The 24,898-nt window shown below is 63.3% G+C and carries 23 protein-coding genes; 12 read left to right on the forward strand and 11 right to left on the reverse strand.

Annotated elements, in window-relative coordinates:
- Positions 1 to 18: 18 nt before the first annotated feature.
- The gene (locus AWB80_RS27535) at positions 19 to 1,362 is read right to left on the reverse strand and encodes an MFS transporter (protein WP_061177838.1); all 1,344 of its coding nucleotides are present in this window, start codon (positions 1,360 to 1,362) and stop codon (positions 19 to 21) included.
- Positions 1,363 to 1,550: 188 nt separating this feature from the next.
- Positions 1,551 to 2,768: a tetratricopeptide repeat protein gene (locus AWB80_RS27540; protein ID WP_061177839.1), complete on the reverse strand. Its 1,218-nt coding sequence runs from the start codon at positions 2,766 to 2,768 to the stop codon at positions 1,551 to 1,553.
- A 291-nt stretch (positions 2,769 to 3,059) separates the two neighbouring features.
- Here AWB80_RS27540 and aspT (AWB80_RS27545) point away from each other — a divergent pair, with 291 nt between their 5' ends.
- The 3 genes from aspT (AWB80_RS27545) (at position 3,060) to AWB80_RS27555 (ending at position 8,206) form a co-directional block, all read left to right on the forward strand.
- Positions 3,060 to 4,748, forward strand: coding sequence for an aspartate-alanine antiporter (gene aspT, locus AWB80_RS27545; protein ID WP_061177840.1), 1,689 nt, complete (start codon positions 3,060 to 3,062; stop codon positions 4,746 to 4,748).
- 100 nt (positions 4,749 to 4,848) lie between these two features.
- A complete protein-coding gene (gene aspT, locus AWB80_RS27550; protein ID WP_061177841.1) occupies positions 4,849 to 6,534 on the forward strand; it encodes an aspartate-alanine antiporter in 1,686 nt (561 codons plus the stop codon).
- Positions 6,535 to 6,556: 22 nt separating this feature from the next.
- Complete coding sequence (locus AWB80_RS27555; RefSeq protein ID WP_061177842.1) at positions 6,557 to 8,206, forward strand: bifunctional aspartate transaminase/aspartate 4-decarboxylase; 1,650 nt, start codon at positions 6,557 to 6,559, stop codon at positions 8,204 to 8,206.
- A 47-nt stretch (positions 8,207 to 8,253) separates the two neighbouring features.
- Here AWB80_RS27555 and AWB80_RS27560 read toward each other — a convergent pair whose 3' ends face one another.
- Both AWB80_RS27560 and AWB80_RS27565 read right to left on the reverse strand, forming a co-directional pair.
- Positions 8,254 to 9,531, reverse strand: a complete 1,278-nt coding sequence (locus AWB80_RS27560) for an MFS transporter (RefSeq protein WP_061177843.1) — start codon at positions 9,529 to 9,531, stop codon at positions 8,254 to 8,256.
- A gap of 25 nt (positions 9,532 to 9,556) precedes the next feature.
- A complete protein-coding gene (locus AWB80_RS27565; RefSeq protein ID WP_061177844.1) occupies positions 9,557 to 10,975 on the reverse strand; it encodes a M20 family metallopeptidase in 1,419 nt (472 codons plus the stop codon).
- Between the two features lie 125 nt (positions 10,976 to 11,100).
- Between AWB80_RS27565 and AWB80_RS27570 the strand changes: the two genes are divergently transcribed.
- On the forward strand, positions 11,101 to 12,039 hold the full coding sequence (locus AWB80_RS27570) for a LysR family transcriptional regulator (RefSeq protein WP_061177908.1): 939 nt from the start codon (positions 11,101 to 11,103) through the stop codon (positions 12,037 to 12,039).
- 4 nt (positions 12,040 to 12,043) lie between these two features.
- On the opposite strand, the gene AWB80_RS27575 is transcribed toward AWB80_RS27570, so the two are convergent.
- Genes AWB80_RS27575 through AWB80_RS27590 form a run of 4 tightly spaced genes read right to left on the reverse strand, consistent with a single transcriptional unit; the run spans position 12,044 to position 15,345 of the window.
- Complete coding sequence (locus tag AWB80_RS27575) at positions 12,044 to 12,424, reverse strand: VOC family protein (RefSeq protein WP_061177845.1); 381 nt, start codon at positions 12,422 to 12,424, stop codon at positions 12,044 to 12,046.
- A 55-nt stretch (positions 12,425 to 12,479) separates the two neighbouring features.
- On the reverse strand, positions 12,480 to 13,742 hold the full coding sequence (locus AWB80_RS27580; protein ID WP_061177846.1) for a DUF3734 domain-containing protein: 1,263 nt from the start codon (positions 13,740 to 13,742) through the stop codon (positions 12,480 to 12,482).
- A 9-nt stretch (positions 13,743 to 13,751) separates the two neighbouring features.
- Positions 13,752 to 14,534 carry a 3-hydroxybutyrate dehydrogenase gene (locus tag AWB80_RS27585; RefSeq protein WP_061177847.1) on the reverse strand — a complete coding sequence of 261 codons (783 nt, stop codon included), beginning with the start codon at positions 14,532 to 14,534 and terminating at the stop codon, positions 13,752 to 13,754.
- A 31-nt stretch (positions 14,535 to 14,565) separates the two neighbouring features.
- Complete coding sequence (locus AWB80_RS27590) at positions 14,566 to 15,345, reverse strand: acetoacetate decarboxylase (protein WP_087131641.1); 780 nt, start codon at positions 15,343 to 15,345, stop codon at positions 14,566 to 14,568.
- Positions 15,346 to 15,697: 352 nt separating this feature from the next.
- Between AWB80_RS27590 and AWB80_RS27595 the strand changes: the two genes are divergently transcribed.
- Complete coding sequence (locus tag AWB80_RS27595; protein ID WP_061177848.1) at positions 15,698 to 15,886, forward strand: hypothetical protein; 189 nt, start codon at positions 15,698 to 15,700, stop codon at positions 15,884 to 15,886.
- Positions 15,887 to 15,953: 67 nt separating this feature from the next.
- Here AWB80_RS27595 and AWB80_RS27600 read toward each other — a convergent pair whose 3' ends face one another.
- From AWB80_RS27600 to AWB80_RS27610, 3 genes are all read right to left on the reverse strand, one after another.
- Positions 15,954 to 16,508 carry a hypothetical protein gene (locus AWB80_RS27600; RefSeq protein ID WP_061177910.1) on the reverse strand — a complete coding sequence of 185 codons (555 nt, stop codon included), beginning with the start codon at positions 16,506 to 16,508 and terminating at the stop codon, positions 15,954 to 15,956.
- A 5-nt stretch (positions 16,509 to 16,513) separates the two neighbouring features.
- The gene (locus tag AWB80_RS27605; RefSeq protein ID WP_061177849.1) at positions 16,514 to 17,365 is read right to left on the reverse strand and encodes an oxidoreductase; all 852 of its coding nucleotides are present in this window, start codon (positions 17,363 to 17,365) and stop codon (positions 16,514 to 16,516) included.
- Positions 17,366 to 17,495: 130 nt separating this feature from the next.
- Positions 17,496 to 17,771: a hypothetical protein gene (locus tag AWB80_RS27610; RefSeq protein ID WP_244206759.1), complete on the reverse strand. Its 276-nt coding sequence runs from the start codon at positions 17,769 to 17,771 to the stop codon at positions 17,496 to 17,498.
- Positions 17,772 to 17,918: 147 nt separating this feature from the next.
- Here AWB80_RS27610 and AWB80_RS27615 point away from each other — a divergent pair, with 147 nt between their 5' ends.
- The 7 genes from AWB80_RS27615 (at position 17,919) to AWB80_RS27645 (ending at position 24,887) form a co-directional block, all read left to right on the forward strand.
- On the forward strand, positions 17,919 to 19,178 hold the full coding sequence (locus AWB80_RS27615) for an MFS transporter (protein ID WP_160147476.1): 1,260 nt from the start codon (positions 17,919 to 17,921) through the stop codon (positions 19,176 to 19,178).
- 199 nt (positions 19,179 to 19,377) lie between these two features.
- Positions 19,378 to 20,103 (forward strand): ABC transporter permease, encoded by a 726-nt coding sequence (locus tag AWB80_RS27620; RefSeq protein ID WP_061177852.1) that lies wholly within the window; start codon positions 19,378 to 19,380, stop codon positions 20,101 to 20,103.
- A gap of 3 nt (positions 20,104 to 20,106) precedes the next feature.
- On the forward strand, positions 20,107 to 21,225 hold the full coding sequence (locus tag AWB80_RS27625) for an ABC transporter ATP-binding protein (RefSeq protein ID WP_061177853.1): 1,119 nt from the start codon (positions 20,107 to 20,109) through the stop codon (positions 21,223 to 21,225).
- Entirely contained in the window at positions 21,222 to 21,923 is a 702-nt protein-coding gene (locus AWB80_RS27630) for an ABC transporter permease (protein ID WP_061177854.1), read from the forward strand. Before AWB80_RS27625 ends, AWB80_RS27630 begins: the two co-directional genes overlap by 4 nt.
- 35 nt (positions 21,924 to 21,958) lie before the next feature.
- Entirely contained in the window at positions 21,959 to 22,843 is an 885-nt protein-coding gene (locus tag AWB80_RS27635) for a glycine betaine ABC transporter substrate-binding protein (RefSeq protein ID WP_061177855.1), read from the forward strand.
- 33 nt (positions 22,844 to 22,876) lie between these two features.
- Complete coding sequence (locus tag AWB80_RS27640) at positions 22,877 to 23,695, forward strand: nitrilase-related carbon-nitrogen hydrolase (protein ID WP_061177856.1); 819 nt, start codon at positions 22,877 to 22,879, stop codon at positions 23,693 to 23,695.
- A gap of 19 nt (positions 23,696 to 23,714) precedes the next feature.
- Positions 23,715 to 24,887, forward strand: a complete 1,173-nt coding sequence (locus AWB80_RS27645; RefSeq protein WP_061177857.1) for an acyl-CoA dehydrogenase family protein — start codon at positions 23,715 to 23,717, stop codon at positions 24,885 to 24,887.
- The last annotated feature ends 11 nt before the right edge of the window (positions 24,888 to 24,898 follow it).

A 24,898-nucleotide genomic window follows, 5' to 3' on the forward strand; every position in this document is an offset into this window, starting at 1 on the left:
TCGATATCTCCAATGTGTTTAGTGTGCGTTAGCGGCGACCGCTTCCGGCGTCCGCTCCTGGCTCGTGCGTCCGATGGCGAAAGCCAGCGCGGCGGACATGAGCATCATGGCGCCGACGATCAGCATCGGCAGTTGGTATGAGCCGGTCGCGTCCTTCGCCATGCCGGTGATGTACGGCGCGACGAAGCCAGCGAGATTGCCCACGGTGTTGATGAGCGCGATGCCCGCCGCGGCGGCTGCGCCCGACAGGAAGCGCGCGGGCAGCGCCCAGAAGTTCGGCAGCGCGGAGAAGATCGCGCAGGCCGTCACGGTGATTACGGCGATGGTCGCGGCGGGCGAGTTCATCTGCATGGCGAGCGGCACGCTCAACGCGCCGACGAGCGCCGGCACGCCGATATGCCACGAGCGCACGCCGCGTTTGGTCGCGTCACGACTCCACAGGAACAGCGCGAACGCGGCGGGCAGATACGGAACCGCCGTGATCAGGCCTTTCTGGAACACGTTGAAGTGCGTGCCGAAGCGCGCCTCGAAACCGCCGATGATGGTCGGCAGGAAGAACGCCAGCGCGTAGAGACCGTAGATCAGGCCGAAGTACATCAGCGCGAACAGCCACACGCGTCCGCTCATCAGCGCGGCCATCGGACTGCCGTGGCCCTTGGCCGATGCGCCCTTCGCGCGCTCTTCCTCGTCCAGACGCGTGACGAGCCAGTCGCGCTCGGCGGTCGTGAGCCACTTCGCGTCGGCGGGTTTGTCGGTCAGATAGAACCACGCGATCACGCCGACGAGAATCGCCGGAATCGCGACGCCGAAGAACATGATGCGCCAGCCGGCGAGATCGAACAGCCCGTTGGCCTGGATCAGCAGCGCGGCGAGCGGCGCGCCGATGACGATCGTGAGCGGCTGAGCGAGATAGAACAGCGCGAGGATATGGCTGCGATGCTTCGCCGGCACCCACATGCTGAGGAACAGGATCGCGCCGGGAAAGAAACCCGCTTCAGCGACGCCCAGCAGAAAGCGCAGGGTATAAAGCCCGTTGATGCTGCTGACCCATGTGAACAGCAGCGCGACGACGCCCCACGTGACCATGATGCGCGCGAGCCAGCGGCGCGCGCCGAACTTGTGTAGCGCGAGATTGCTGGGAATCTCCAGCACGATATAGCCGATGAAGAACACGCCCGCCGCGAATCCGAATTGCGCGGCGGTGAGACCGAGATCCTTGGTCATCCCGTTCGGGCCGGCGAAGGAAATCGCGGTCCGGTCGAGAAAGTTGATGAAGAACATCAGTGCGACGAACGGCACGAGCCGCCACGACACTTTTCTGATCGCCGATTGCTCGACGGACTGCGTTTCTGCAACGTTCATGTCTCCTCCAGACGTAGCGCACGAGTGTGGTCAACTGGTGTGATGAGTAGACCACTGCTGGAGGGGTGGAAATATAGGTGGAAACGCCGAAGTTATATGATTTTTTCTCACACCCGCCCTACGATTAATCACCGCAAGGCGCTATTTATAGGACTTTTGAATGATTAAATCTCACAGACGAAACGAGGCTACCCACCCAGCCTGAACTCAGCGGCCTCCCGCGTAACGCCTTCGCATTCCGACGAAAAACTCATCCACATTTCGCCGAAATCCCGCTCAAGAAGCTTGCAGTGAATCTGATAGAGCATCGAATTGCGTAGCCGCTGCATGTCCCGCTCATCGTAGGAGCACAGCAAGCTATGCAATTTCACCTCGATGTCCCGATACGCCTGCGCATCGGGGCAGGCGTCGACTTTCATGGCGATGAAATCGCCCGGATACGCATCGATGAATTCCGCGACATCCGGATAGTGTTTCCGATCGTCGAATCGGAACACGTTGTCCAGTTCATTGAAGAAGTGATATTCGACGAACGGATGGTCATACGTGTTGTACTTCCATCGGCCGGGCTCGATCCCGAAGCACACGCACAGCATTCTTCCGGCGATCTCGTGTGTGTCGCCGTCCTTGAGTTCCTCGATCAGCTTCTCGCGAAAGCCATTCCGATAACCGAGCGTGACCAGATTCGCATGTTCGAGCTCGCGTGCGATTTCTGTCGGGAATTCGTTGGCCTGTTGTTCGTCGAGCCGTTTCGCTTCCAGAAGGTCCTGCAACGCTTCGAAATGCCTGATTCGCTTGCCGAAAAGATTCGCCCGGTTGATGTACGGCGCCGGATTCGCGCTTGCCTCGATGGAACGCGTGTAGCAATCGATCGCTTCCGTGGATCTGAATTGCAGCGCATGGCGCATTCCCTGTTCGAAGAGCGCCTTGCCTTTTTCATGTGCAGCGTCGTGATCGCCCTTTTCTTCGCGTGCATCGTTCGCTGCGTGCAGGTGCGCGCGCGCGAAATCTTTCGTGAAATCGGCGGCGCCCACGATCTGCGCGGAACGGCTGAAGCCTTCCTTTTCGAAGCTGGCGGCGGCGGTCATCACCGCGTTGGCCACGTTCTGCTGCGAAAACCACGCCTTCGCCTGTTCCGCCGACATGCCCGCATCGACGGCCGCCCTGGTCGTCTCGACCACGAGTTGCTTTTGAAACGCCGGGTTGAGAATCGATGTCGGCAGCGTGGCGCTGCCCGCGCGCGCGGCTGCGTGAGCACTGGCTTGCGCGTCCAGATAAGCGGCGCGCGTTTTGGCCGCCTTGCCTCGCAGATAACCGCGACCGAGAAGAATGGCGACCCAGGCGATCAGGGACAGGCCGGTCGTCGGCCAGGCGAGGAACAAGGCCACGAGAAAAAGCAACGCCATGAAAGAGCGAACTCCATTTGCAAATATCCGTAGACGTCGATATCGGCATGTCAGCGGATAGCTTTAGGTTTTTTCACAGCGCCTTGCTTTATCGGCTATCGCGAAGGCCGCTTTCATAGATTTAATCGAATGCCTGCAATGTATATTTAGATTATCGGTACCAAGGACGACGTTTCTGAAATTGCCTCGCCAAGGCTCCACGCGTGTCTGAATCAGGAAAGGCAGTTGGAATTATTCATTTGGTATCCGAAAGCAATTCATACGAACAAACGCAATTTCCGGGATGCGTAGATGATTGCTGAATTGCTCAGGTCTCAGCCGGAAATTGCGTTGTTCGCAAGTCTTGCACTCGGATATCTGATTGGTTCTCTCAAAATCGGCCCAATCCAGCTGGGCGGCGTGTGCGGCACGCTGATCGTTTCGCTGCTGCTCGGTCAAACGGGCGCGCGCCTGTCGCCCGACCTCAAGAACGTCGCGTTCGCGCTCTTCATCTTCGCGCTCGGTTTCACGGGCGGCCCGCAGTTCTTCGCCAATGTCGGGCGCGGCTGGCGCTATGGGGTTCTGTCGATCGTCGAGATCGTCTCGGTGCTCATTCTCGTGATGCTCGCCGTCGCGCTGCTGCATCTCGATCCCGGCACGGCGGCTGGGCTGCTGGCGGGCGCGGCGACCGAATCGGCCGTGATCGGCACGGCGTCGGAAGCCGTCGCGAAGCTCGGCTTGCCCGATGCCGACACGCTGCGCCTGCAGGCGAACATCGTCACCGCGTACAGCGTCAGCTATCTGTTTGGGCTTATCACCATCGTGCTCTTCACGAGTCAGTTCGCAGCGCTCCTGTTGCGTGTGAATCTGCGCGAGGAAGCCGAGCGCGTATGGCGCAAGCTCGGCGGCGGCGATTCGCTGGGCGAAGGCGAGCGGCTCGCCGCGCCCGCGCTCGTGGGACGCGCGTTTCGCGTCGGGCGGGCGGCGGGCGTCACGGTCAGCGGGTTCGAGGCGCAATACGGCCACAGCCTGACCGTCGAGCAGATCGAGCGTGGCGGCGCGCCGCTTGCCGTCGCGCCCGGCGTGATGCTCGCGGCGGACGATCTCGTGCTGATCGGCGGGCGGCGCGAGGCGCTGATCGAAGCCGCGCCGTCGCTCGGTGAAGAGGTCGCGTCGGGCCACCATTTTTCGACAGCGCTCGCCGAGATGGTCGACGTCGTGCTCACGCGCAAGGACGCCCACGGCGCGACGATCCGCCAGTTGCGCGAGCGCGCCGACCCCGAGCAGGGACGCGGCATCTACATCGCGGCCGTGACGCGGCTGGAGAACCGCGTGCCCGCGCTGCCCGGCACCGTGCTCAATCGCGGCGACGTGCTGACGCTGGTCGGCGCGAAGGCCGACGTGCTGCGCGGCGCGCAGCGGCTCGGCTACCTGCTGCCGGCCACCTTGAAGACCGACTTCGTGTATCTCGGCCTGGGCGTGCTGGTCGGCATGGCGATCGGCCGGCTGTCGGGCACGTTCGGCGGCGTCACGCTCGCGCTCGGCACGGGCGGCGGATGTCTGCTGTCCGGACTGCTGTTCGGGTGGGTCCGCTCGTTCCATCCGATCGTCGGCTCGCTGCCGCCGGCGGCGGCGCAAATTCTCAAGGACTTCGGGCTCGCGACCTTCATCGCGGCTGTCGGCCTGTCGGCGGGGCCGGATGCGATCAAGCTCGTGCATCAGTACGGCCTTGCGCTGCCTGTCGCCGGAATTCTCCTGGTGCTGGTGCCGGGCCTGTTGTCACTGTGGATCGGCCGGATGTTCCTGAAACTCGATCCGCCGATGCTGCTCGGCGCAATCGCCGGCCAGCAGTGCAGCACGCCCGCGATCAGCGCGCTCGTCGGGGTGACGGGCAATTCGACGCCCGTCATCGGCTACACGATCACCTACGCGTTGTCGAACATTCTGCTGCCGCTGATGGGGCCCGTGGTCGTCGGGCTGGCCGCGCACGTTCGTGGCTGAAGGCGCCGCATCGCGCACGCAAGAAAACGGGAGGCCAACGAACCAACATCGAATGACTGCGTAAGTCGGAACCGAATCGCGTTTTCATTGAGAGGGCACGATGGACTGGATACACAACATCTTTCACAAGTCACCCGAGATAGCGTTGTTCCTGTCGCTGGCCGTGGGGTACTTCATCGGCCAGATCAACTTCGGCAAGTTCCAGCTCGGCGGCGTGGGCGGCTCGCTGCTGGCGGCCGTCGTGATCAGCCAGGCGGGCGTGTCGATCGACAACGGCGTGAAAGCGGTGATGTTCGCCGTCTTCATCTACGCGGTCGGCTACGACTCGGGGCCGGGCTTCTTCAACTCGTTGAACCGCAAGACGCTGCGTGAAATCGCGATGGCGGTGTTTCTGGCCGTATCGGCGCTCGTGACCGTCATCATCTGCGCGAAGATTTTCCATCTGAACAAGGGGCTCGCAGCAGGCCTCGCGGGCGGCGCGCTCACGCAGTCGGCCATCATCGGCACGGCGGGCGATGCCATCGCGCGTCTCGGCCTGCCCGCCGAAGAAGTGAAGTCGCTGCAGTCGGACGTCGCCATAGCGTACGCGGTGACCTACGTGTTCGGCTCGCTCGGCGCGATCATCGTGTGCGTGAATATCCTGCCGAAGTTCATGGGACGCGACCTGCGCTCGGCCGCGCTCGATGCCGAAGCGAAGCTTGCGGGCGGCACGCCGTCGCGCGGACCGGGGCAACTCGCGGCGCTGCCCGAACTGGTCGGGCGGGCGTTCAGGGTCGGACCGGCGGCGGGGCGCAAGGTCTCCGAGATCGAAATGGCGGCGCAGGATTTCGTGTCGGTCGAGAAGATCCGGCGCGCGGGCAAGGAGATCGAGCCGGGGCCGGACGTCGTGCTCGCCGCCGATGACATCGTGCTCGTGGTCGGGCGGCGCGAAGGCATGGTGCCCGTCGCGCCCAGGATCGGCACGGAAATATCGGACGTCACCGATGTCAGCGCGGTCATGCAGACGCGCCAGGCCGTGTTCACCGCCAAAGGCCTGAACCACACGACGATCCAGAAAGTGCGCGAGACCGTCGACCGCGATCTGCGCCACGGCGTTTTCCTCGAAAGCATCACGCGCGTCGGGCAGCCGGTGCCGATCCTGCCCGAAACGCAGCTCGAACACGGCGACGTGCTCACCTACTTCGGCTCCGCGAAAGACACGAAGCGCGCGGTGGAGGCGACGGGCTACGAGCTGCCCTACTCGATCAAGACCGACTTCATCTACATGGGCGTCGGCATGGTCGTGGGGCTGTTGATCGGGCTGGTCGTGGTCAACATCGGCGGCGTGCCGCTCACGCTCGGGTCGGGCGGCGGCTGCCTGCTCGCGGGCCTCGTGTTCGGCTGGATGCGCGGCAAGCATCCGATGTACGGCGTGATGCCGCCCGCCGCTTCGCGCCTGTTGCAGGACTTCGGGCTGGCGGCGTTCGTCGCGGTGGTCGGTCTGAACTCGGGACTGCAGGCCGTGACGACGATCAAGCAGCTCGGCATCACGATCTTCCTGCTCGGCGTGGTCGTGACGATGGTCCCGCTGCTGCTCACGATGCTGTTCGGCCGCTACGTGCTGCGCTACGACAACGCGGCGATTCTGGCGGGCGCGCTGTCCGGCTCGCGCAGCGCCAACCCGGCGTTCGGCGGCGTGCTGGACAAGGCCGAAAGCGCCGTGCCGACCGTGCCGTTCGCGATCACGTATGCAATCGCGAACGTGCTGCTCACATTACTGGGACCGCTCGTCGTCGGTCTGGTTTGAATCTTTCACTGGAGAACGCATCATGGCAAAGGCCAACAAGAGCAAGGATCAGGCAGCGCTGCAGGCTTTGAGTCCGTTCGAACTGAAAGACGAGCTGATCAAGGCGGCGGGCGGCGGAGCGGTCGAACGTCCGGCCAATATCTCGATGCTGAACGCCGGACGCGGCAACCCGAACTTTCTCGCGACGATCCCGCGCCACGGCTTCTGGCAGCTCGGCCTCTTCGCGATGCGCGAGTCGGAGCGCTCGTTTGCGTACATGCCCGAGGGCGTCGGCGGTTTTCCGAAGCGCGAGGGACTGTCGGAGCGCTTCGAGTTGTTCCTGCGCGAGAACAAGGGCGTGCCCGGCATCGCGTTTCTCGCGGGCGCCGTGTCGTATGTGCGCGATCAACTCGGACTCTCGGGCAACGATTTCCTCTATGAGATGTGCGAAGGCATTCTCGCGTCGAACTATCCGGTGCCGGACCGGATGCTCAAGCTCTCGGAAGTCATCGTCGGGCAATATCTGCGGCGCGAGATGATCGGCAAGTATCCGTTCGTCGGCGAGTTCGACATCTTCGCGGTCGAAGGCGGCACGGCCGCGATGACGTACATCTTCAACACGATGAAGCAGAACCATCTGATCAAGGCGGGCGACACCATCGCGCTCGGCCGCCCGATCTTCACGCCGTACATCGAGATTCCGACGCTCGGCGAGTACGACCTGAAAGTCGTGAATCTGGATGCCGATGTCGAGAACAACTGGCAATACTCGAAGGCCGAACTCGACAAGCTGCGCGATCCGAAGGTCAAAGCGTTCTTCCTCGTGAACCCGAGCAATCCGCCTTCGGTGAGGATCAGCGACGAGAGCCTCGAATACATCGCGCAGATCGTCAAGGAACGCCCCGATCTGATCCTGCTGACGGACGACGTGTACGGCACCTTTGCCGACGACTTCGTGTCGCTGTTCGCGCTCGCGCCGAAGAACACGATTCTCGTCTACTCGTACTCGAAGTATTTCGGCGCGACGGGCTGGCGGCTCGGCACGATCGCGACGCACAAGGACAACATCCTCGACAAGCTGATTTCCGAGTTGCCGAAGGACACGAAGAAGATCCTGCACCATCGCTACGAGTCGATCACGACCGAGCCGGACAAGCTGAAGTTCATCGACCGGCTGGTTGCGGACAGCCGCACTGTCGCGCTGAATCACACCGCCGGCCTGTCGACGCCTCAGCAAGTGCAGATGGTGCTGTTCTCGCTCTTCTCGCTGATGGACACGCCGGATGCCTACAAGGACGCGCTCAAGCGCCTGATCCGCAGCCGCAAGCGCGCGCTTTATGAAGAGATCGGCATTGCGTTCGACGAGAAGGACGCGAACCAGGTCGACTACTACTCGATCATCGACATGGAGTATTTCGGCGAGCGTGCGTACGGACGCGAGTTCGTCGACTGGCTGCTCAAGCACACGGAGGCGTCGGAACTGCTGTTCCGTCTGGCGACCGACGCGCGCGTCGTGCTGCTGCCGGGCATGGGCTTCGGTACGAAGCATCCGTCGGGGCGCGTGTCGCTCGCGAATCTCAACGAGTCCGATTATCGGAAGATCGGACGCGCGATCCGCAAGCTCACCGACGAGTATGTCGAGCGCTACAACAAGGAGACGGGCAAGAAGATCGAGAGAAAAGAGGTCAAGTAAGGACGACCGTGCCAGGACTGCCCGCTGCATGCGGCGGGCAGCCGCCCTCACGCCGCGACGCGCAACGCCCCCATCCCGCCCTTGCCCCGGCTCACCGCAGCCAGCGCCGCGAGACTGATCATCGCGGTAAACATCATGTAGAAGCTCGGCGCGGCCTTGCTGCCGGTCGCGCTCAGCAGCCAGATGATGATCGCGGGCGTGAAGCCGCCGAACACCGTCACGCCGATGTTGTAGCCGATCGACATGCCCGTCGCGCGCGTCGACACGGGAAAGATCTCGGACATCAGCGCCGGCAACGCGCCGAAGTAGATCGCCTTGAGCAGCGCCAGCCACGCGACGAGCGCGAACAGCGCCGGCACAGACACATGCCCGACGACATACGCGAACGCCGGATACCCCGTCACGAAGAGCAGCAACGCGGCGGTCGACATCTGCTTCACGCGCCCGATCTTGTCCGACAGATGGCCCGCGAACGGCGTGACCAAGGTCAGCATCAATCCCGCGACTGTGCTCGCCGCGAAGCCCGTCGAGGCATCGAGATGCAGCTCGCGCATCGCGAACGTCGGCACGTACTGCAGCAGATAGTTCACTGCCGTCGATACCGTCAGCGCGCCGATCGAAATCAGCAGCAAGGTCTTTTGCCGCGCGAACACATCGCGCACGGGCGTGGCCGTGTGTTCGGCTTCGGTGTAATCGGTCGCGTCTTCCAGATAGCGGCGCAGGAACAGCCCCGCCGGCCCGATCAGCAAGCCGAAGAAGAACGGAATGCGCCAGCCCCACGCGGCGAGTTCGGCGGCGGGCATCAGCTTGGCGAGCGCGAAACCGAAGAGCGACGCGAGCAAGGTCGCGAGCCCTTGCGTCGCGAATTGCCAGCTCGCGAGCAGGCCGCGCCGGTCGGGCGCGTGCTCGATCAGCATGGCCGTGGACGCGCCGAACTCCCCGCCCGCCGAAAAGCCCTGGATCAGACGCGCGATGAACACGCCCGCCGGCGCGATCAGCCCGATCGATGCGTAAGTCGGAATCACCGCGATGATCGCCGTGCCGATCATCATCAGGCCGACCGACATCATCAGCGCCGCCTTGCGTCCGCGCTTGTCGGCATAGGCGCCGAGCACCATGCCGCCGATCGGCCGCACCAGATACGACGCGCCGAACGAGCCGAAGGTGAGCAGCATCGACGCTGTCTCGTTGGCGGCCGGGAAAAAGTTCTTCGCGATATACACCGCGAAAAACGCATAGATCGCGATATCGAACCATTCGAGCGCGTTTCCGACCGAAGTCGCGAGCACGATCTGCGTCAGACTCAGAGGCTTTTTGTTCATGATGTCCGCGTGTGAGTGAAGTCGTCTGTCAACGGGCGTTGCGCGTGGCGACGATCGCCTCGCCCGCTTCGCCGAGATCCCACCAGAGGCCCGCCATCAGGCCGAGCGATTCGCGCATGACCGGCGCGAGCACGTGCTCGTTCGGCGCGTGCTGATTGCAGGCGGGGTATGAATGCGGCACCCAGAGCGTCGGCAGGCCGAGCGTTTTGGCGAAGACGTCGTTGGGCACGGTGCCGCCGAGATTCGGCAGCAAGGCCGGCTTCTTGCCGGTGGTCGCGCGCATCGAATCGAGCGCCCAGTGGACCCACGGATCGTCGAGTTCGAGACGCGTCGCGGGCGTGCCGCGCGTCGCCTTCACGCTCACTTCGGTGAAGCCGTGTTCCGCGAAATGGCGTTCGAGATGTGTCTGCAAGTTCTCCCAGTCCGTGCCGACGACGAAGCGCAACTGGCACACCGCTTTCGCGGCGGGCGGAATTGCGTTGACGGGGGCATCGGCGTTGCCCGATTTCATCGCGAGCACTTCGAGCGCGTTCCAGCCGATCACGCGTTCGGTCGGCGTCAGGCCCGGTTCGCCCCACGTCGGATCGATGTCGGGCGAGCTTTCGTCGCGGCCCAGTTCGATATCGGCGAGCGCGGCGCGGACCGCATCGGAAATCGGCGGCGGCCGCAATCCTTCCACAGCGATGCGCCCGTTGCGATCGACGAGACTCGCGATCGCATGCGACAGCACGACCGCCGGATTGCGCAACACGCCGCCCCAGTTGCCCGAGTGATGCCCGCCTTCGCGCAGATCGACCGTCAGTTCGAACGGCACGCCACCGCGCGAACCGAGAAAGAGCGTCGGACGCTCCGCCGAGACGCGCGGCCCGTCGGACGCAATGAACACGTCGGCTGCGAGCGCGTCCTTGTGCGCGGCGCAGACTTCGTCGAGACCCGGCGAACCGATTTCCTCGCCGGTCTCGAAGATCACCTTCACGTTGTAGCCGAGCCTGCCGTCGCGCGCCTGGAGCACCGCTGCGAGCGCCGCGAAGTTGACCGAATGCTGGCCCTTGTTGTCGGCGGTGCCGCGCCCGTACCAGCGGTCTTTGTCGACGACGATCTCCCACGGCTTCAGGCCCGCGCGCCATTGCTCGTCGTAGCCGCGCACGACATCGCCGTGGCCATAGGTCAGCACGGTCGGCGCGCGGTCCGACTCGTGCCGTTCGGCGATCAGAAACGGCGGCCCGCCCGCGACGGGGTTGTCGACGACGCGCGCCGTGAAGCCGAGACGCGCGAGCGTGTCGCTGACTTCATCGGTCAGATAGGCGTTCAGCGCGGCGTTCGGCCCGTTCTGGCTCTCGGTGCGAAACGCGACGCGACGCTGCAAATCGGCGAAAAACGCGCCCGAATCGAACGATTTGCAGGCGAGATCGATGGCGGTTTTTCGAGTGTTCAGGGGCTCTTTCACGACGTCTCCGGATGAATGATCACTGCAATTCCGGCCAGTCTAGAAACGCCATAAATTCGCGACAATTTCAAAATTTGCGGATAGCATTGCCGAAAAGGCAACGCTCAACCCGCGAGGAAAGCATCGTGCTGCATGGCATCGCACTCAAATACTTCGTGGAAGTCGCGCGTGCCGGCTCGCTCGCGGCGGCGTCGGAACAGCTTCACGTGGCGGTGTCGGCGATCAGCCGGCAGATCGCGAAGCTGGAGGAGCAGGCGGGCACGCCGCTATTCGAGCGCATGCCGCGCGGCATGATCCTGACCGAAGCGGGCGAACTGCTGGTGCAGCACGCGCGTCGCGCGCTGATGGATGGCGACGCGGTGCTCGACGAAATTTCGGACATGCATGCGCTCGGGCGCGGGATCGTGCGCATCGGCTGCACGGAGGGTTTCACGCGCTGCTTTCTGCCGAGCGTGATGGCGACGCATTATCGCGAGCACCCGCGCACGCGCTTCGTGATGCGCTCCGGCACGCCCGGGCAGGTCGAACATTGGGTGGCGAGCGGCGAAGTGGATGTGGGGCTGGCGTTTTCGACCTCGACATCGACGGCGCTGAGCATCGAATACAGCGTGAAGGCGCCGGTATGCGCATTGCTGCCGCCGACGCATCCGCTCGCGGGCAAGCCGAGCGTCACGCTCGACGATATCCTTCAGTACCCTACTGCCGTGCTCGATCGCGGCACCACGGTGCGCCAGTTGATCGACTGGTGTTGTTCGGCGCGCGGCGTGCATCTGGAGCCGGTGCTCACGAGCAACAACTCGAGCGCCATGCATCATTTCGCCGCGCTCACCGGCGCGATCACGCTGGGCAGCGCGGTCGCGCTCGAAGGCGATCCCGGCCCGCCGACGCTCGTCGCCACGCCTATCGACGAGCCTTTGCTCAACGAGCGTCTGCTGCAGGTGACGGTGATGCGCGAGCGCCGTCTGCCGCCCGCGGTCGATCAGTTTCTCAACACGCTGACGGACGCGTTGCGCGAGAGTCTGGGCAAGCCCGAGGCGCGCGCGGCGAAGCGAAAAAAGCGTTAGCCGGTTATTGCGTCGCGACCCACCAGGTCGTACCGGCGGCATCGCGGAAGCCGCCACGGAGGTCGTCATCGGCGCGTTTGCGCTCGGGCGCCTGCACGCTTTGCGCGCCATGTTGCAGCGCGCGGTCGTAGACGGCTTGCGCGTCGGGCACGTAGACGTGGATGTGCGGTCCGGACGATTGCTGATCCGTCGCGCCGCCGCCGATCATCACGACACTGTCGTCGATGCGCACTTCGGCGTGCATCAGCGAACCATCGGGACGATCGAAACGGCGGATCAAGGCGCCGTCGAAGACGCGTTCGAGAAACGTGATGATCGCTTCGGCGTTTGCGCAGACGAGATAGGGGCTGATGGACGGATAGGTGGCGGGTTTCCAGTCGGGCATGACGTTACTCGAAGTCGTGACGAGTCGATCAGCGTAATGGAATCCCGCGCCGGCTTCAAACCCCTTCCGCCACATCCACATCGTCCAGCTTCTGCTCCACTGCCCTCGGCATCTCGGCGGTCGCCTTCGGCGCAGGTTCGAATCGATGCACGTCATGCGTCACGAAGCCCAGATCATGACTCGGCACCTCGAACCACTCCGGATGCCCGAACGAACGGCGAATATCTTCGAGCCCGCTCGCCCAGTGTTCGTCCATCGTGTCGTTGCTGAACTCGTAGTCCTTGTAGTGCCCTTCGAAGAACTTGTTCTTGTAGATGAGATGCACGACGTTCACCGCGCCGCCATCCGCGACCTGCCGCGCTTCGCGCAACAACGGATGCGTACGGCGCACTTTCTCGGGAACGTGCTCCAGCAGTTCCTTGATGAGCCGCGCATGCTTCTGGTTATGCGAAACGAAGTCAGTGATCGCGCGCGTTCTGCTCGAATACTGAATGTCCTTCGTGCGCTCGCTGATATCGAGAAAATCGCCGGGCAGCGTGCCGCGCGCGCTCCACAGATCCACCTGAAACACGAGCGTGTCCTTGTGCTGGCTTTCGCGGATGATTTCCGTCAGCGGCGTATTCGATACGAGGCCGCCGTCCCAGTAGAACTCGCCATCGATCTCCACCGCCGGAAAGCCCGGCGGCAACGCACCCGAGGCCATGAAATGCTCGGGCGCGAGGCGCATCTTCGTATTGTCGAAGTAAATCAGATTGCCGGTGCGCACATTCACCGCGCCCACCGACACGCGCATCGCGCCATCGTTGATGCGGTCGAAATCGGCAAACTGCAGCAGCGTTGCGCGCAGCGCCGACGTATCGTAGAAGCTCACTTCGCTCGGGCGCTTGCTGTTCGTCTGGATCGACGGCACCTGCACGCGCGGCGAGAAGAAGCCTTTCTGTCCTTCGGTCAGCGCGCGCGCCGCGGCCCACATGCTCGAAAACTTGCGGCCGATATTGGCGAACCCGAACGCGGCGGGCACGAACGCGCCCACATGCCCGATCAGATCCGCGGGCTGACAGATCGTGTTCCAGAAACCGCGCAGCGCGGCCACGCGGTCTTCCGGCGCATTGCCCGCGATGATCGCGGTATTCAGGGCACCAATGGAAATGCCCGACGTCCACGTCGGTTCGACGCCGACTTCGGCAAGCCCTTCGAACACGCCGGCCTGATAGGAACCCAGCGCGCCGCCGCCTTGCAGCACGAGGCAAACATCATCGTAGTCCGGCAGCGCGACATCGTTCGGCTGCGTGAGTGTGTTGCGTTGACCGCGGCGCATGGATTCTCCTTATTGCATGAACCAGCCGTGGCTCACGACGACCGACTGCCCCGTCAGCGCATTCGATTCGAAGCCCGCGAGGAAGGCAACCGTGTTCGCGACATCGGCGACGGTCGTGAATTCGCCATCGACCGTTTCCTTCAGCATCACGTTCTTCACGACTTCCTCTTCCGAGATGCCGAGCGCCTTCGCCTGCTCGGGAATCTGCTTCTCGACGAGCGGCGTGCGCACGAATCCGGGGCACACCACGTTGGCGCGCACACCGCGCGGACCGCCTTCCTTCGCGACGACGCGCGCGAGTCCCAGCAAGCCGTGCTTCGCCGTGACATACGCCGACTTCAGCTTCGACGCCTCATGCGAGTGCACCGATCCCATGTAGATGATCGAGCCGCCCTTGCCCGACGCGTACATATGCTTGATCGCGGCCTTCGTCGTCAGGAACGCGCCGTCGAGGTGGATCGCGAGCATCTTCTTCCAGTCGGCATACGCGTACTCTTCGATCGGCGCAACGATCTGGATGCCCGCGTTCGATACCAGCACATCGATGCCGCCGAGCTTCGCCACCGTTTCTTCGATGCCCGCGTTCACCGCGTCTTCGCTGGTCACGTCCATCGACACGGCGATGGCCTTGCCGCCCGCCGCGACGATGCTGTCCGCGACCTTCTGCGCATTCGCGAGATTCAGATCGGCGATGACGACCGCCGCGCCATCGGCCGCGAGCTTTCGCGCGGTCTGTTCGCCGATGCCGCTCGCTGCGCCCGTGACGAGCGCGACTTTTCCTTGCAGTGCCATGTGTTTGTTCCTTGATCGAATTGATGCGAAGTTATTGATTGACGGCGAGCTTGAGCGCGTCGGGCGGTGCGAGATAGTCGTAGGCGACTTCGCCGATATCGAGCGTGAGATTCGCGATGACATGCCGCGCGCCGACGACCTTGCGCACCGGCAGATCCGCAACGGGCGCGAGCGCGTGCGCGTGCAGTTCGAGCGCGGCGGGCCCTTCCCATGCACCGATCACGCTCACGTCGCGCAGAAAGAAGCGAACCAGTTCGCACACGCGCGCGGTGCCGTCGACGTGCGGGATCACCTTCAGCAGATAGTTCGGCGTATCGGCGAGCTTCTTGCGCTCGGCTTCCAGATCGAGCGGACGATACTTGTAGCCCATCGTGCCCGTCGCGATGCGTTGCGTGCCGTAATCGAGCGTGCCGAGCAACGTGTCCTTGCCATCGACGCCAAGACGCGGCGACGCGAGCTTCTTCGGAAAGCCCCAGATCTCGCGGCCGCCCGCGATCGGGCCTTCGTCGTCGAGATACATTGCATGCGTGTAGCTGCCCTGGTTGCCATCCGGATCGATGACGGAAATCACCTGACCGCTTTCGGTGTAGTCGCCGAAGCCCGATGAATCCGGCATGCGAATGAATTCGTAATGCACCAGACCGTTGTCCACCTTGAGCGGTTCGGGCACGACCGCGCGCAAGGCGTCGAGGTCGGTCTCATAGGAGATGATGAAGTACTCGCGCTCGAGAAAGCGAAACGGCGGACGCGGGTAGGCGGGATTGTGCACAGGCATGGCGAAGGCATTCCTGCGGATGTCGTCTTCTTTCACTGGGTCGTCCCTGAGTTGAGAACAGGCACGATAGTAGATGCAGTCGATGACATTTGTCGCGGACCATCCTGTGCGCGAACGCAGCTATCGAAGCAACGCGAAGCGACAAAATCTTGCTTGATCAGGCACTTGAGTACCCCTTCTGCCAAATTGCACTTTTTTGTGCAATATACTGTTGCCTCAGCGGCGTCACGCGAAAGCGGAACCGCAGCGCTACCCGCTCGGCTCTCACAAATGCATGAACGCGAGCGCGCCGTTGTGTTTATCGAGTCTCATGTTACGTACAGTGCGAAGCGGCGACTCACGCGTTGCTTTGCGGTTTCCAAGGCCATCTCCTCCAAGCGAGTCTCCGATGAAAACGTCCCTGAAGAAATCTCTCGTGCTTTTGGTGCTGACGGCGTTCGCCGCGCCGACACTGTCGTTCGCGGCTGCGGACTACCCGTCCAACAAGTCGCGTCCCGCGTATCACAAGAAGGGCCAGAAACATCACAAGAAGTCTTCGTCGACCACGACGCCGCCTCCAGCCGCACCTGCGCAGTAAGGCTTCTTCATCGATAAAAGCACGCGCGTCCCTCGCCGGACGCGCGTGCTTTTTCGTTTTTTGGAAGTTATCTGTAAGAAAGCGCGCGCATCGCTTCGATGCGCGCGGTGTCGATATGCCCGCGCGTGGCCATCGCTTCGAGCGCGGCCAACGCCGATGCCGCACCGCAGATCGACGCGGCTTTCGCGTCGGCATCGAGTTCGAGTGCGGCCGAACGGCTGGCACCGTGCGCGCGCCAGATCTTCCAGCACGCGAGGTACGCCAGCACGAAACCCAGGCCGGGCGCGCTCACGCGCCAGAGGTCTTCATCAAACGAGCTGGCGAAGAACACGCACGGTATGGCGAAGAGCATGGCGACGCAGAGGCTCGTCCACGCGAAGTCGATGAGCATCGTCCGGCGTTGCGTCGCATGGCCGACTTCGTGCGCCACGACGATGCACAGCAGCGGCTCCGGCAACGCGAGCGTGGCGCGGTCGATCTCGATGCGGTTGAACAAGGCCTCATAGCACGCTCCGGCGGACGTCGCGACGAAGCGCACGTGTGGCGGCGCGACGTGGAGCGCCGCGGCGTCGTCCGCGACGAGCGAGAGAATATGCCGTTCCTCCGCGCACAGCGGCCTCATGATGATCACGGCTCCGGGCTATCGGTCCACTCGCTGCGCGCCTGCCAGGCATCGATCTCGGCGTCGAGCTTCGTGAGCTTGGTGCGCACCAGTTCCAGCCCCGGCGCACCGAGCACGAGATGCCCCGGCGGCTCGGCCGACGTGACCGCTTCGATGATCACCTGCGCGGCCCGCGCGGGATCGCCCGGCTGCTTGCCGCTGCGCTGCGCGATCGCCGCGCGCCGCACGCCCGAGGTCTGCGCGTAATCGTCGATGACATTGCGCGTCTGCTTCAGCGACCGCCCCGCCCAGTCCGTACGAAACGGCCCCGGCTCGACCGCGGTCACCTTGATGCCGAGCGTTTCGGTTTCGCGCGCGAGCGCTTCGCCGAGGCCTTCGAGGGCGAACTTCGTCGCCGCGTAATAGCCGCTGCCTGGATTGCCGACGAGCCCGCCGACCGACGTGATGTTGACCACGTGCCCCGAGCGACGCTCGCGCATGCGCGGCAGCACGGCCCTGATCATCGCGGCGGCGCCAAAGAAATTCGTTTCGAACATCGCGCGCACTTCGTCGTCTTCGCCCTCTTCCACAGCCGACAGATAGCCGAAGCCCGCGTTGTTCACGAGCACGTCGATATGACCGAAGACGGCATAAGCATTGTCGATTGCGGAGCGGATTTCATCGGCGCGCGTGACGTCGAGACGCACCGCGATTGCGCGATCCTTTGCGCGTTCGACGAGATCGGCGACGCTGTCTGGATCGCGCGCGGCCACGACCGCGCGCCAGCCCTTCTCGATCACCGCCGACGCCAGTTCGCGGCCGAAACCGGTCGAGCATCCGGTGATGAACCAGACAGGCGCGTCATTGGAAACGGTCATTACGGTTCTCCATGGAAAACGCGCGGCGTGCCGATCGCTGCGACCGTGACGCGCGCACGTATGTTCGTTCGTAATCGGGATCTCACGCCATGTTGCAACAAATCTCGCGCGCATGCAGCGCGTGCTCGAGCTACCGCAACGCCGGCATGCGAATCGCGCGATGCTGCCGCGGCTCGACCAGAACCGCCTGCTCGATGCGGGCAGCGACCTGCCTCCATCCGGCGAGTTCGTCGTCGAGCACGGCGAGCGTCAGAAGAATGCGCTCGCGGTCGTGTTTCGTCTGCGCATGCTCCGCGCTCGCCCGCAACGACACGAGCGACGCCTCGCGCTGCGCGATCTGCCGCGCGATTCTCTCTCTCAGGCGTTTCAGCGATTCGTCCATTTCCGTGTGACAGGATGATGTCACTGACCCTTGAGCAAACACCGCGCCCGGCCCGTCCGACGCACAATGCCGCCTGCGTGCAAGGCGATGTCGCTCCCGTGCTACACGCCCGCGCTGTCCCGTCCTTATAGTGAGCCGTCGATCCGGCGCGCATTCATTCGAGGCGAAAGCGTGAGCACTGAAGAACTGGGCAGCATGAGTCCGGCGGGCGGATGCCATCAACGCGATGACACCGGGCCTCCTTTTGGCCGCATCGTTTCGTCGATCGCCAGCCTGTTGCTCGGCTTCGCGCTGCTCGTGATGGGCAATGGCCTGCTCGGCACGCTGGTCGCGCTTCGGATGGTCCACGCGAACTTTCCTGCTGCCACCATCGGCTTCGTTCAGGCCGCTTATTACACTGGTTTCATGCTCGGCGCATGGCGCGGGTCGGCGATCATCGTGCGCGTCGGGCATCATCGCGCGTTTGCGGCCTTCGCGGCGCTTGCCGCGTGCAGCGCGCTCGGTTATGCAGTCAGTTCGCAAGCGCCCGTCTGGATGGCGTTGCGCTTCATGACGGGCTTTTCACTCGTCGGCATCTTCGCCGTGATGGAGAGCTGGCTCAATGGCGTCGCGCCCAATGCCTTTCGCGGACGCGTGTTCTCCGTCTATCTCATCACCACGTATCTGTGCGTGGGCGCGGGGCAGTTTCTCATCGGCGTCGCGAGTCCGAATGGCTTCGAATTGTTCAGCCTCGTGGCGGCCCTCTTTGCGTTGTCGCTCGTGCCCGCGAGTCTCGCGCGTGCTTCCGTAGCGGATAGCGATGAACGGCCCGCGCCGGCCGGTCCGCTCGAATCGCCGCCGAAGACAAAGCTCAAGGCATTGCCAACACTATGGCGCGACGCGCCGCTCGCGTTATGGGGATGCTTCGCGTCGGGTCTGCTCAACAGCACGTTCTATGCGCTCTATCCCGTGTACATGCGCGGCGCGGGTTATGCCGTCGAGGAGATATCGCATTTCATGGGCGTCGCGCTGATCGCCGCGCTGCTGCCGCAATGGCCGCTCGCTCATCTGTCGGACAGGCTCGACCGCGCGCGCGTGATTCGCGGGATCGCGCTAGTGCTGATGCTCGCGAGCGCCACGCTGTTCGTGTTTCACGGCGCAGCGTTCGTTCGACCCATCGCGTATCTCTTCGTGAGTCTCATCTTCACCATTTATGGCGTATCGGTCGCGCACGCGAACGACTGGATCGCTTCGCGTCAACGCGTCGCGGCGAGCGCGGGCCTGCTGCTGACGTTCGCGCTCGGCGGCAGTATCGGCCCGATCGCGGCTTCGTTCACGATGAGCTGCGTGGGTCCGGCCGGACTCTATCTCTTCTCGATGTGCGTGACCGCCGCCCTCCTCGCGCTCGCCTGGCGCAACCTGCGCGTGCGCCGCGATGCCGCATCGCATTGACCAGACCGTACAGTCAGACTGGCTCCATACTCGACTGATTTAAAAGAATAAATTTGAGTCACGCGTGCGTCATGCCGTTTTTGTGACAAACAATGTCGGCTCGATGTTAGCCATATATCCCCACTCCGCACTATCGTTGAGTCCATAGCAGGATCCAAACACAGACACGGCTCTTCAACGAAGGAGCTCAGGAGACATAGTGGAAACCCTTGCCTTCATCTGGGACAACCTGGCGAGCATCGCCAGGATGACCGCCGAACACATCGAGATCGTCGGAGTGGGCGTCGGACTCGCGATCGTTACCGGCGTGCCGCTCGGCATCGTCATCACAATCAACCAGCGCCTCGCGAAGATCGTGCTGTATGTCGCGGCGATCATCATGACAATTCCCTCCGTCGCGCTCTTCGGCCTGATGATTCCCATCCTCTCGGTAATCGGCCAGGGCATCGGCTTTCTGCCGACGGTCATCTCGCTCTTCCTCTATTCGCAACTGCCGATCGTGCGCAACACCTACACCGCGATCACCAACATCGATCCGGCTCTGCGTGAAGCCGCGCGCGGCATGGGCATGACGACCGGCGAGCGTCTGCGCAAAGTCGAGATCCCGATCGCATTGCCGATCATCATGGCCGGCGTGCGCATGGCAGTGGTGATCAACGTGGGCATCGCGGCGATCGCGGCGTATATCGGCGCGGGCGGCCTCGGCAAGCTCATCAGCCGCGGCATTTCGCAGTCGGACCCACGTCAGTTGATCGCCGGCGCGATTCTGGTGAGCGTGCTCGCCATCGCCGCCGATATCGGTCTTTCATGGGTTCAACGCTTCCTCACGCCCAAGGGTCTTCGCGCGCCTTCCCGCGCAGGCAGCCTCGCGCTGCGTCTCTCCGCCATGACGGGCTTTCGCAAACAAACCGGACACGCGCAATAGATCATGATCAAGCTCTCCAACCTTACCAAGCGATATGACGGCGCGGCGAGCCCGGTCGTCGACGGCATCAACATGGAAGTCGGCGCAGGCGAAATCTGCGTGCTGCTCGGGCCGTCGGGATGCGGCAAGACCACGACGCTCAAGATGATCAACCGGCTCGTGCGTCCCACCTCCGGCAAGATCTATCTGGAAGGACGCGACACGGACGAGTTCGAAGTCGTCGAGCTGCGTCGCCGCATCGGTTATGTGATCCAGCAGATCGGGCTCTTTCCGAACATGACGGTCGAGGAAAACATCAGCGTGGTGCCGACGCTGCTCGGCTGGGACAAGGCGAAGGCGCGCCGCCGCGCGGCGGAACTGCTGGAGATCGTGGCGCTCGATCCGGCCACCTATCTCACGCGCTATCCGAAAGACCTGTCGGGCGGTCAGGCGCAACGCGTGGGCGTGGCGCGCGCGCTCGCCACCGATCCGCCCGTCATGCTGATGGACGAACCGTTCGGCGCCATCGATCCGATCAATCGCGAACTGATTCAGGACGAGTTCCTGCGCATTCAGAAGCAGGTGAAGAAGACGATCATGTTCGTGAGCCACGATATCGACGAAGCCGTGAAAATGGCCGACAAGATCGCGATCTTCCGCAACGGTCATCTCGAACAATTCGATTCGCCGGACAACATTCTCGCGCGGCCCGCGACGCCGTTCATCGCAGGCTTCGTCGGCTCGGACCGGGCGCTTAAGCGTCTGCGTCTGCTGCGTGCCCGCGATGCGCTCAGCGCATGTGATTGTCTCGTGCGTGTCGGCGAAGACAGCACGCGCGCCCGGGCGATGATGGAAAAGCACGGCGTCGGACAGATCGTGCTCGTCGACGCCGCCGACAAGCCGCACGGCTATCTCACGATCGACCGCCTGCTGAAAGTCGAAGGCCCGATCACGGCGGCGCACGCGCTCCCCGTGCAGGCCACCGCGAGCCAGAAGGACGACCTGCGCACAGTCGTTTCGACGATGTTCGCGAACGGCGCATCGTGGATGCCCACCGTCGATGACGACGGCCGCTTCGTCGGCTATGTGAGCCAGGAGCGCATCGTCGATATGTTGAAGCTTCCCGCGGGAGAGCACGCATGAAACGCCTCTTGTCAGTCGCGCTGCTTGCACTGAGCACGCAGGCACACGCGGATAGCTGGTGGGAAAGCGTCGTGCAATATCGCAGCGACATCGTCTATCAGGGCGTGCATATGATGATGATGGTCGTGGTGGCGGGCGTGCTCGCGATCATCGTCGCGATTCCGGCGGGCGTCTATCTGAGCCGTCCTTCGCAGAAGCGCGGCGCGGCCATCGTGATGCAGTCGCTCAACGCGGGACAGGCCGTGCCGAAGCTCGCCCTGCTCGCCCTCGCGATGAGCGTGATGGGCATCGGCGCGGTGCCCGCCATCTTCGGGTTGTGGGTCGCGACGCTGCTGCCGATCGCATTGAACACCTACGAAGGCCTGCGCGCGGTGCCGCCCTCGCTGATCGAAGCCGCGACCGGCATGGGCATGACGCCGTGGCAGATTCTCTGGCGCGTCGAACTTCCCAATGCGCTCTACGTGATCTTCGCGGGCATCCGCACGGCACTGGCGATCACGGTCGGCACGGCGCCACTCGCGTTTCTGATCGGCGGCGGCGGGCTCGGCGAGCTGATCTTCACCGGCATCGACCTGAACGATTTCGGCATGCTGCTCGCCGGCGCCGTTCCGACCGCGCTGCTCGCGATTTTCACCGACGCGTTCGTCGGGCAGATGCAGCGCCTGCTCGTTTCGCGCGGCGTGAATCCGCAAACCTGACTCATTAACCTGAATCCGCAAAGAAGAGAGAGGCCATGAAAAAATTATTCGCAGTGTCGTTCGGCATCCTTATTTCCCTGTTTTCGAGTGTTTCGGCAAGCGCCGCATCGGTGGTCGTCGGCGGCAAGAACTTCACGGAGCAGCAGTTGATGGCCGAGATGACCACGCGCTATCTCGAAGCGAAAGGCTTCACCGTGACGAAGAAGGACGGCATGGGCAGCGCCGTGTTGCGTCAGGCGCAGGAGAACGGGCAAGTCGATGTGTACTGGGAATACACCGGCACGTCGCTCATTACCTACAACAAGGTCAACGACCGTCTCTCGCCCGACGATACCTACAAGAAAGTCAAGGAACTCGATGCGGCGAAGGGCCTCGTGTGGCTGAATCCGTCGAAAGCGAACAACACGTACGCGTTCGCGATGAATCAGGACGAAGCGAAGAAGCTCGGCATCGTCACGATGAGCGATCTCGCGAAGGCGATAAAGGACGGCAAGGAACTTACGTTCGCCTGCAACTCCGAGTTCTATGCGCGTCCGGACGGACTGCGCCCGCTGCAGAAGCAATACGGTTTCGAGTTCAGCCAGGGTGATGTGAAGCGCATGGACACGGGCCTCACGTATCAGGCGCTGAAGGATCGTCAGGTGAATGTCGCGCTGGTCTTCGCCACCGATGGCCGCGTGCCCGCGTTCAACTTCGTCCTGCTGAAGGACGACAAGGGGTATTTCCCTTCCTACGCGCTGACGCCGGTGATCCGCAAGGCCACGCTCGACGCGAACCCGACGCTCGGACCGTTGCTCAATGCGCTGTCGGCGAAGCTCGATGCATCCACGATGGCGCGCCTGAATGCGAGCGTCGACGTGCAGAAGAAATCGTTCTCCGATGTGGCGAATCAGTTCCTCAAAGAGTCCGGGCTGATCTGAGCCGCGCGTCTCGCAAAACCAAGGAACGATCTCATGACCACGATCAAGGTGGCGGCCGCGCAAACCGATACGGCGTACGGCGACATGCACGCGAATCTCGCGCGGCATCTCGACCATATCGGCGATGCGAAAAAGCGCGGCGTGCGTCTGCTCGTCTTTCCCGAGCTTTCGCTGCACGGCCATAGCGGCGGCAAGGACGCGCTGCGTCTCGCGATGACGCGCGACGATCCCGCGATCGCCCAGCTTGCGGAAGCGAGCGCTGGGATGCACGTGATGTTCGGCTTCATCGAGGAAGCGCCGGGCGGGCAGTTCTACAACAGCCAGGCGACGGTCGCGAACGGCAAGCTGGTTCACGTGCATCGCAAGACGATGCTCGCCACCTACGGAAAGCTGCGCGACGGTCTCTACTTCGCTGCGGGCGCGAAGCCCGAAAGCTACGAGATCGATGACGAATGGCGCATCGCGACGCCCATCTGCAACGACCTGTGGAATCCGGCGGTCGTGCACGGACTCATGTGCGACGGCGTCACTTTGCTCGCCGCGCCGATCAGCTCGGCGCGCGAGGCAGTGGGCGAAGGCTTCGACAATCCGGCGGGCTGGGACATCAATCTGCGCTTCTACGCGCTCACCTACGGCGTGCCGATCGTGATGGCGAACCGGGTCGGCACCGAGGGCATGATGACCTTCTGGGGCGGCTCGCGCATTCTCGATCCGTTCGGCAAGACCATCGCGCAGGCGCAAGACGAAGAGGAATGCCTCGTCGTCGGCGAACTCGATTACGACGCTGTTCGCCGCGCGCGCTTCCTTCTGCCGACGGTGCGCGACGCGCGCATCTACGCGCAGCGAACCTGAACGAACATACACGACAACCATGCGCGATTTTCTTTTAGACGATGCGGACCGGGCCTTCCGCACCGAAGTCCGCGACTTCCTGCAACGCGAGCTGGCGCCCCGCGCCGCGGATATCGAAGACCGTCAAAGCTGGGATGCGGTCAAGCATGTGGTGCGCGCGCTCGGCGCAGCGGGCTATCTGAAGCTGATGTTTCCCGATCTGTATCAGGGCAAGCTCGAACACCCCGGCCTCACACACGCGACGATCCTTTCCGAAGAAGCGTCCTACATCAACTACGCGTTCGAGACGACCATCGCGACGGCGCTCTCGTGCGCGTATCCGTTGCATCGTCATGCGAGCGAGCGTCTGCGCGATACGTATCTCACGCCGATTCTCGAAGGCACGGCGATCGGCGCGATCTGTGTGACCGAGCCGAACGTGGGCAGCGATTCGGCCGGCATGGAAACGCGCATCGAATTCGATGAAGCGCGCAACGAGTGGGTCATCAACGGTTTCAAGCGGTATATCTCGAATGCGTCGGTCGCGGATGTCTATATCGTGTATGGCCTGACCGATGACGGCATGACTGCGGTCGCCGTGCCGAAGCACGCGCGCGGCATCAGTTTCCCGCGCAACTATACGTTCATGGGGCGGCGCGGCTGCATCGTCGGCGAAGTCAGGTTCGAGGATTGCCGCGTGCCGGCCGATCATCTGCTCGGCGAACGAGGCGGCGGCTTTCGCATCATGCGCGGCATGTTCAACTTCGAGCGCGCGATTCTCGGCGGCTCGGGTCTCGGCGTCGCGCGCAGTGCATTCGATATCGCCACGGCGCACGCGCAGTCGCGCACATCGTTCGGTCAGCCGCTCGGCTGCAAGCAGCTCATCTGGGACAAGATCGCGCAGATGAGCTGGCGCATCGACGCATCGGAACTCATCACGTATCGCGCGACCAAGATGTACGACGCGGGCGCCGACGGCAAGGCGCTGATGAAGGAAGCCGCGATGGCCAAGCTGGTCGCGACCGAAACCGCGAACTACTGCGCGAATGAAACCGTGCAGATTCTCGGCGGCGATGGCATCACGAAGGAATACGGCCGCGCCGAACAGCTCTATCGCGATGCGCGCGCGTTGACCATCGTCGGCGGCACCTCAGAAGTCGCCAAGTATCTGATCGCGGGCCGCGATCTTCCCGACATCCGGATCACTCTCTAGAGAGCACCACC

It is taken from the genome of Caballeronia pedi (assembly GCF_001544915.2).
Lineage (GTDB): Bacteria > Pseudomonadota > Gammaproteobacteria > Burkholderiales > Burkholderiaceae > Caballeronia > Caballeronia pedi.

Bases quoted from the DNA above. Each gene is read 5' to 3' on its own strand.
- AWB80_RS27625 (WP_061177853.1), top strand. From the start codon at position 20,107: ATGATCAAGCTCTCCAACCTTACCAAGCGATATGACGGCGCGGCGAGC.
- AWB80_RS27555 (WP_061177842.1), top strand. From the start codon at position 6,557: ATGGCAAAGGCCAACAAGAGCAAGGATCAGGCAGCGCTGCAGGCTTTG.
- AWB80_RS27580 (WP_061177846.1), bottom strand. From the start codon at position 13,742: ATGCGCCGCGGTCAACGCAACACACTCACGCAGCCGAACGATGTCGCG.
- AWB80_RS27535 (WP_061177838.1), bottom strand. From the start codon at position 1,362: ATGAACGTTGCAGAAACGCAGTCCGTCGAGCAATCGGCGATCAGAAAA.
- AWB80_RS27575 (WP_061177845.1), bottom strand. From the start codon at position 12,424: ATGCCCGACTGGAAACCCGCCACCTATCCGTCCATCAGCCCCTATCTC.
- AWB80_RS27595 (WP_061177848.1), top strand. From the start codon at position 15,698: ATGAAAACGTCCCTGAAGAAATCTCTCGTGCTTTTGGTGCTGACGGCG.
- AWB80_RS27585 (WP_061177847.1), bottom strand. From the start codon at position 14,534: ATGGCACTGCAAGGAAAAGTCGCGCTCGTCACGGGCGCAGCGAGCGGC.
- AWB80_RS27605 (WP_061177849.1), bottom strand. From the start codon at position 17,365: ATGACCGTTTCCAATGACGCGCCTGTCTGGTTCATCACCGGATGCTCG.
- aspT (WP_061177841.1), top strand. From the start codon at position 4,849: ATGGACTGGATACACAACATCTTTCACAAGTCACCCGAGATAGCGTTG.
- aspT (WP_061177840.1), top strand. From the start codon at position 3,060: ATGATTGCTGAATTGCTCAGGTCTCAGCCGGAAATTGCGTTGTTCGCA.
- AWB80_RS27635 (WP_061177855.1), top strand. From the start codon at position 21,959: ATGAAAAAATTATTCGCAGTGTCGTTCGGCATCCTTATTTCCCTGTTT.
- AWB80_RS27645 (WP_061177857.1), top strand. From the start codon at position 23,715: ATGCGCGATTTTCTTTTAGACGATGCGGACCGGGCCTTCCGCACCGAA.
- AWB80_RS27540 (WP_061177839.1), bottom strand. From the start codon at position 2,768: ATGGCGTTGCTTTTTCTCGTGGCCTTGTTCCTCGCCTGGCCGACGACC.
- AWB80_RS27600 (WP_061177910.1), bottom strand. From the start codon at position 16,508: ATGAGGCCGCTGTGCGCGGAGGAACGGCATATTCTCTCGCTCGTCGCG.
- AWB80_RS27640 (WP_061177856.1), top strand. From the start codon at position 22,877: ATGACCACGATCAAGGTGGCGGCCGCGCAAACCGATACGGCGTACGGC.
- AWB80_RS27630 (WP_061177854.1), top strand. From the start codon at position 21,222: ATGAAACGCCTCTTGTCAGTCGCGCTGCTTGCACTGAGCACGCAGGCA.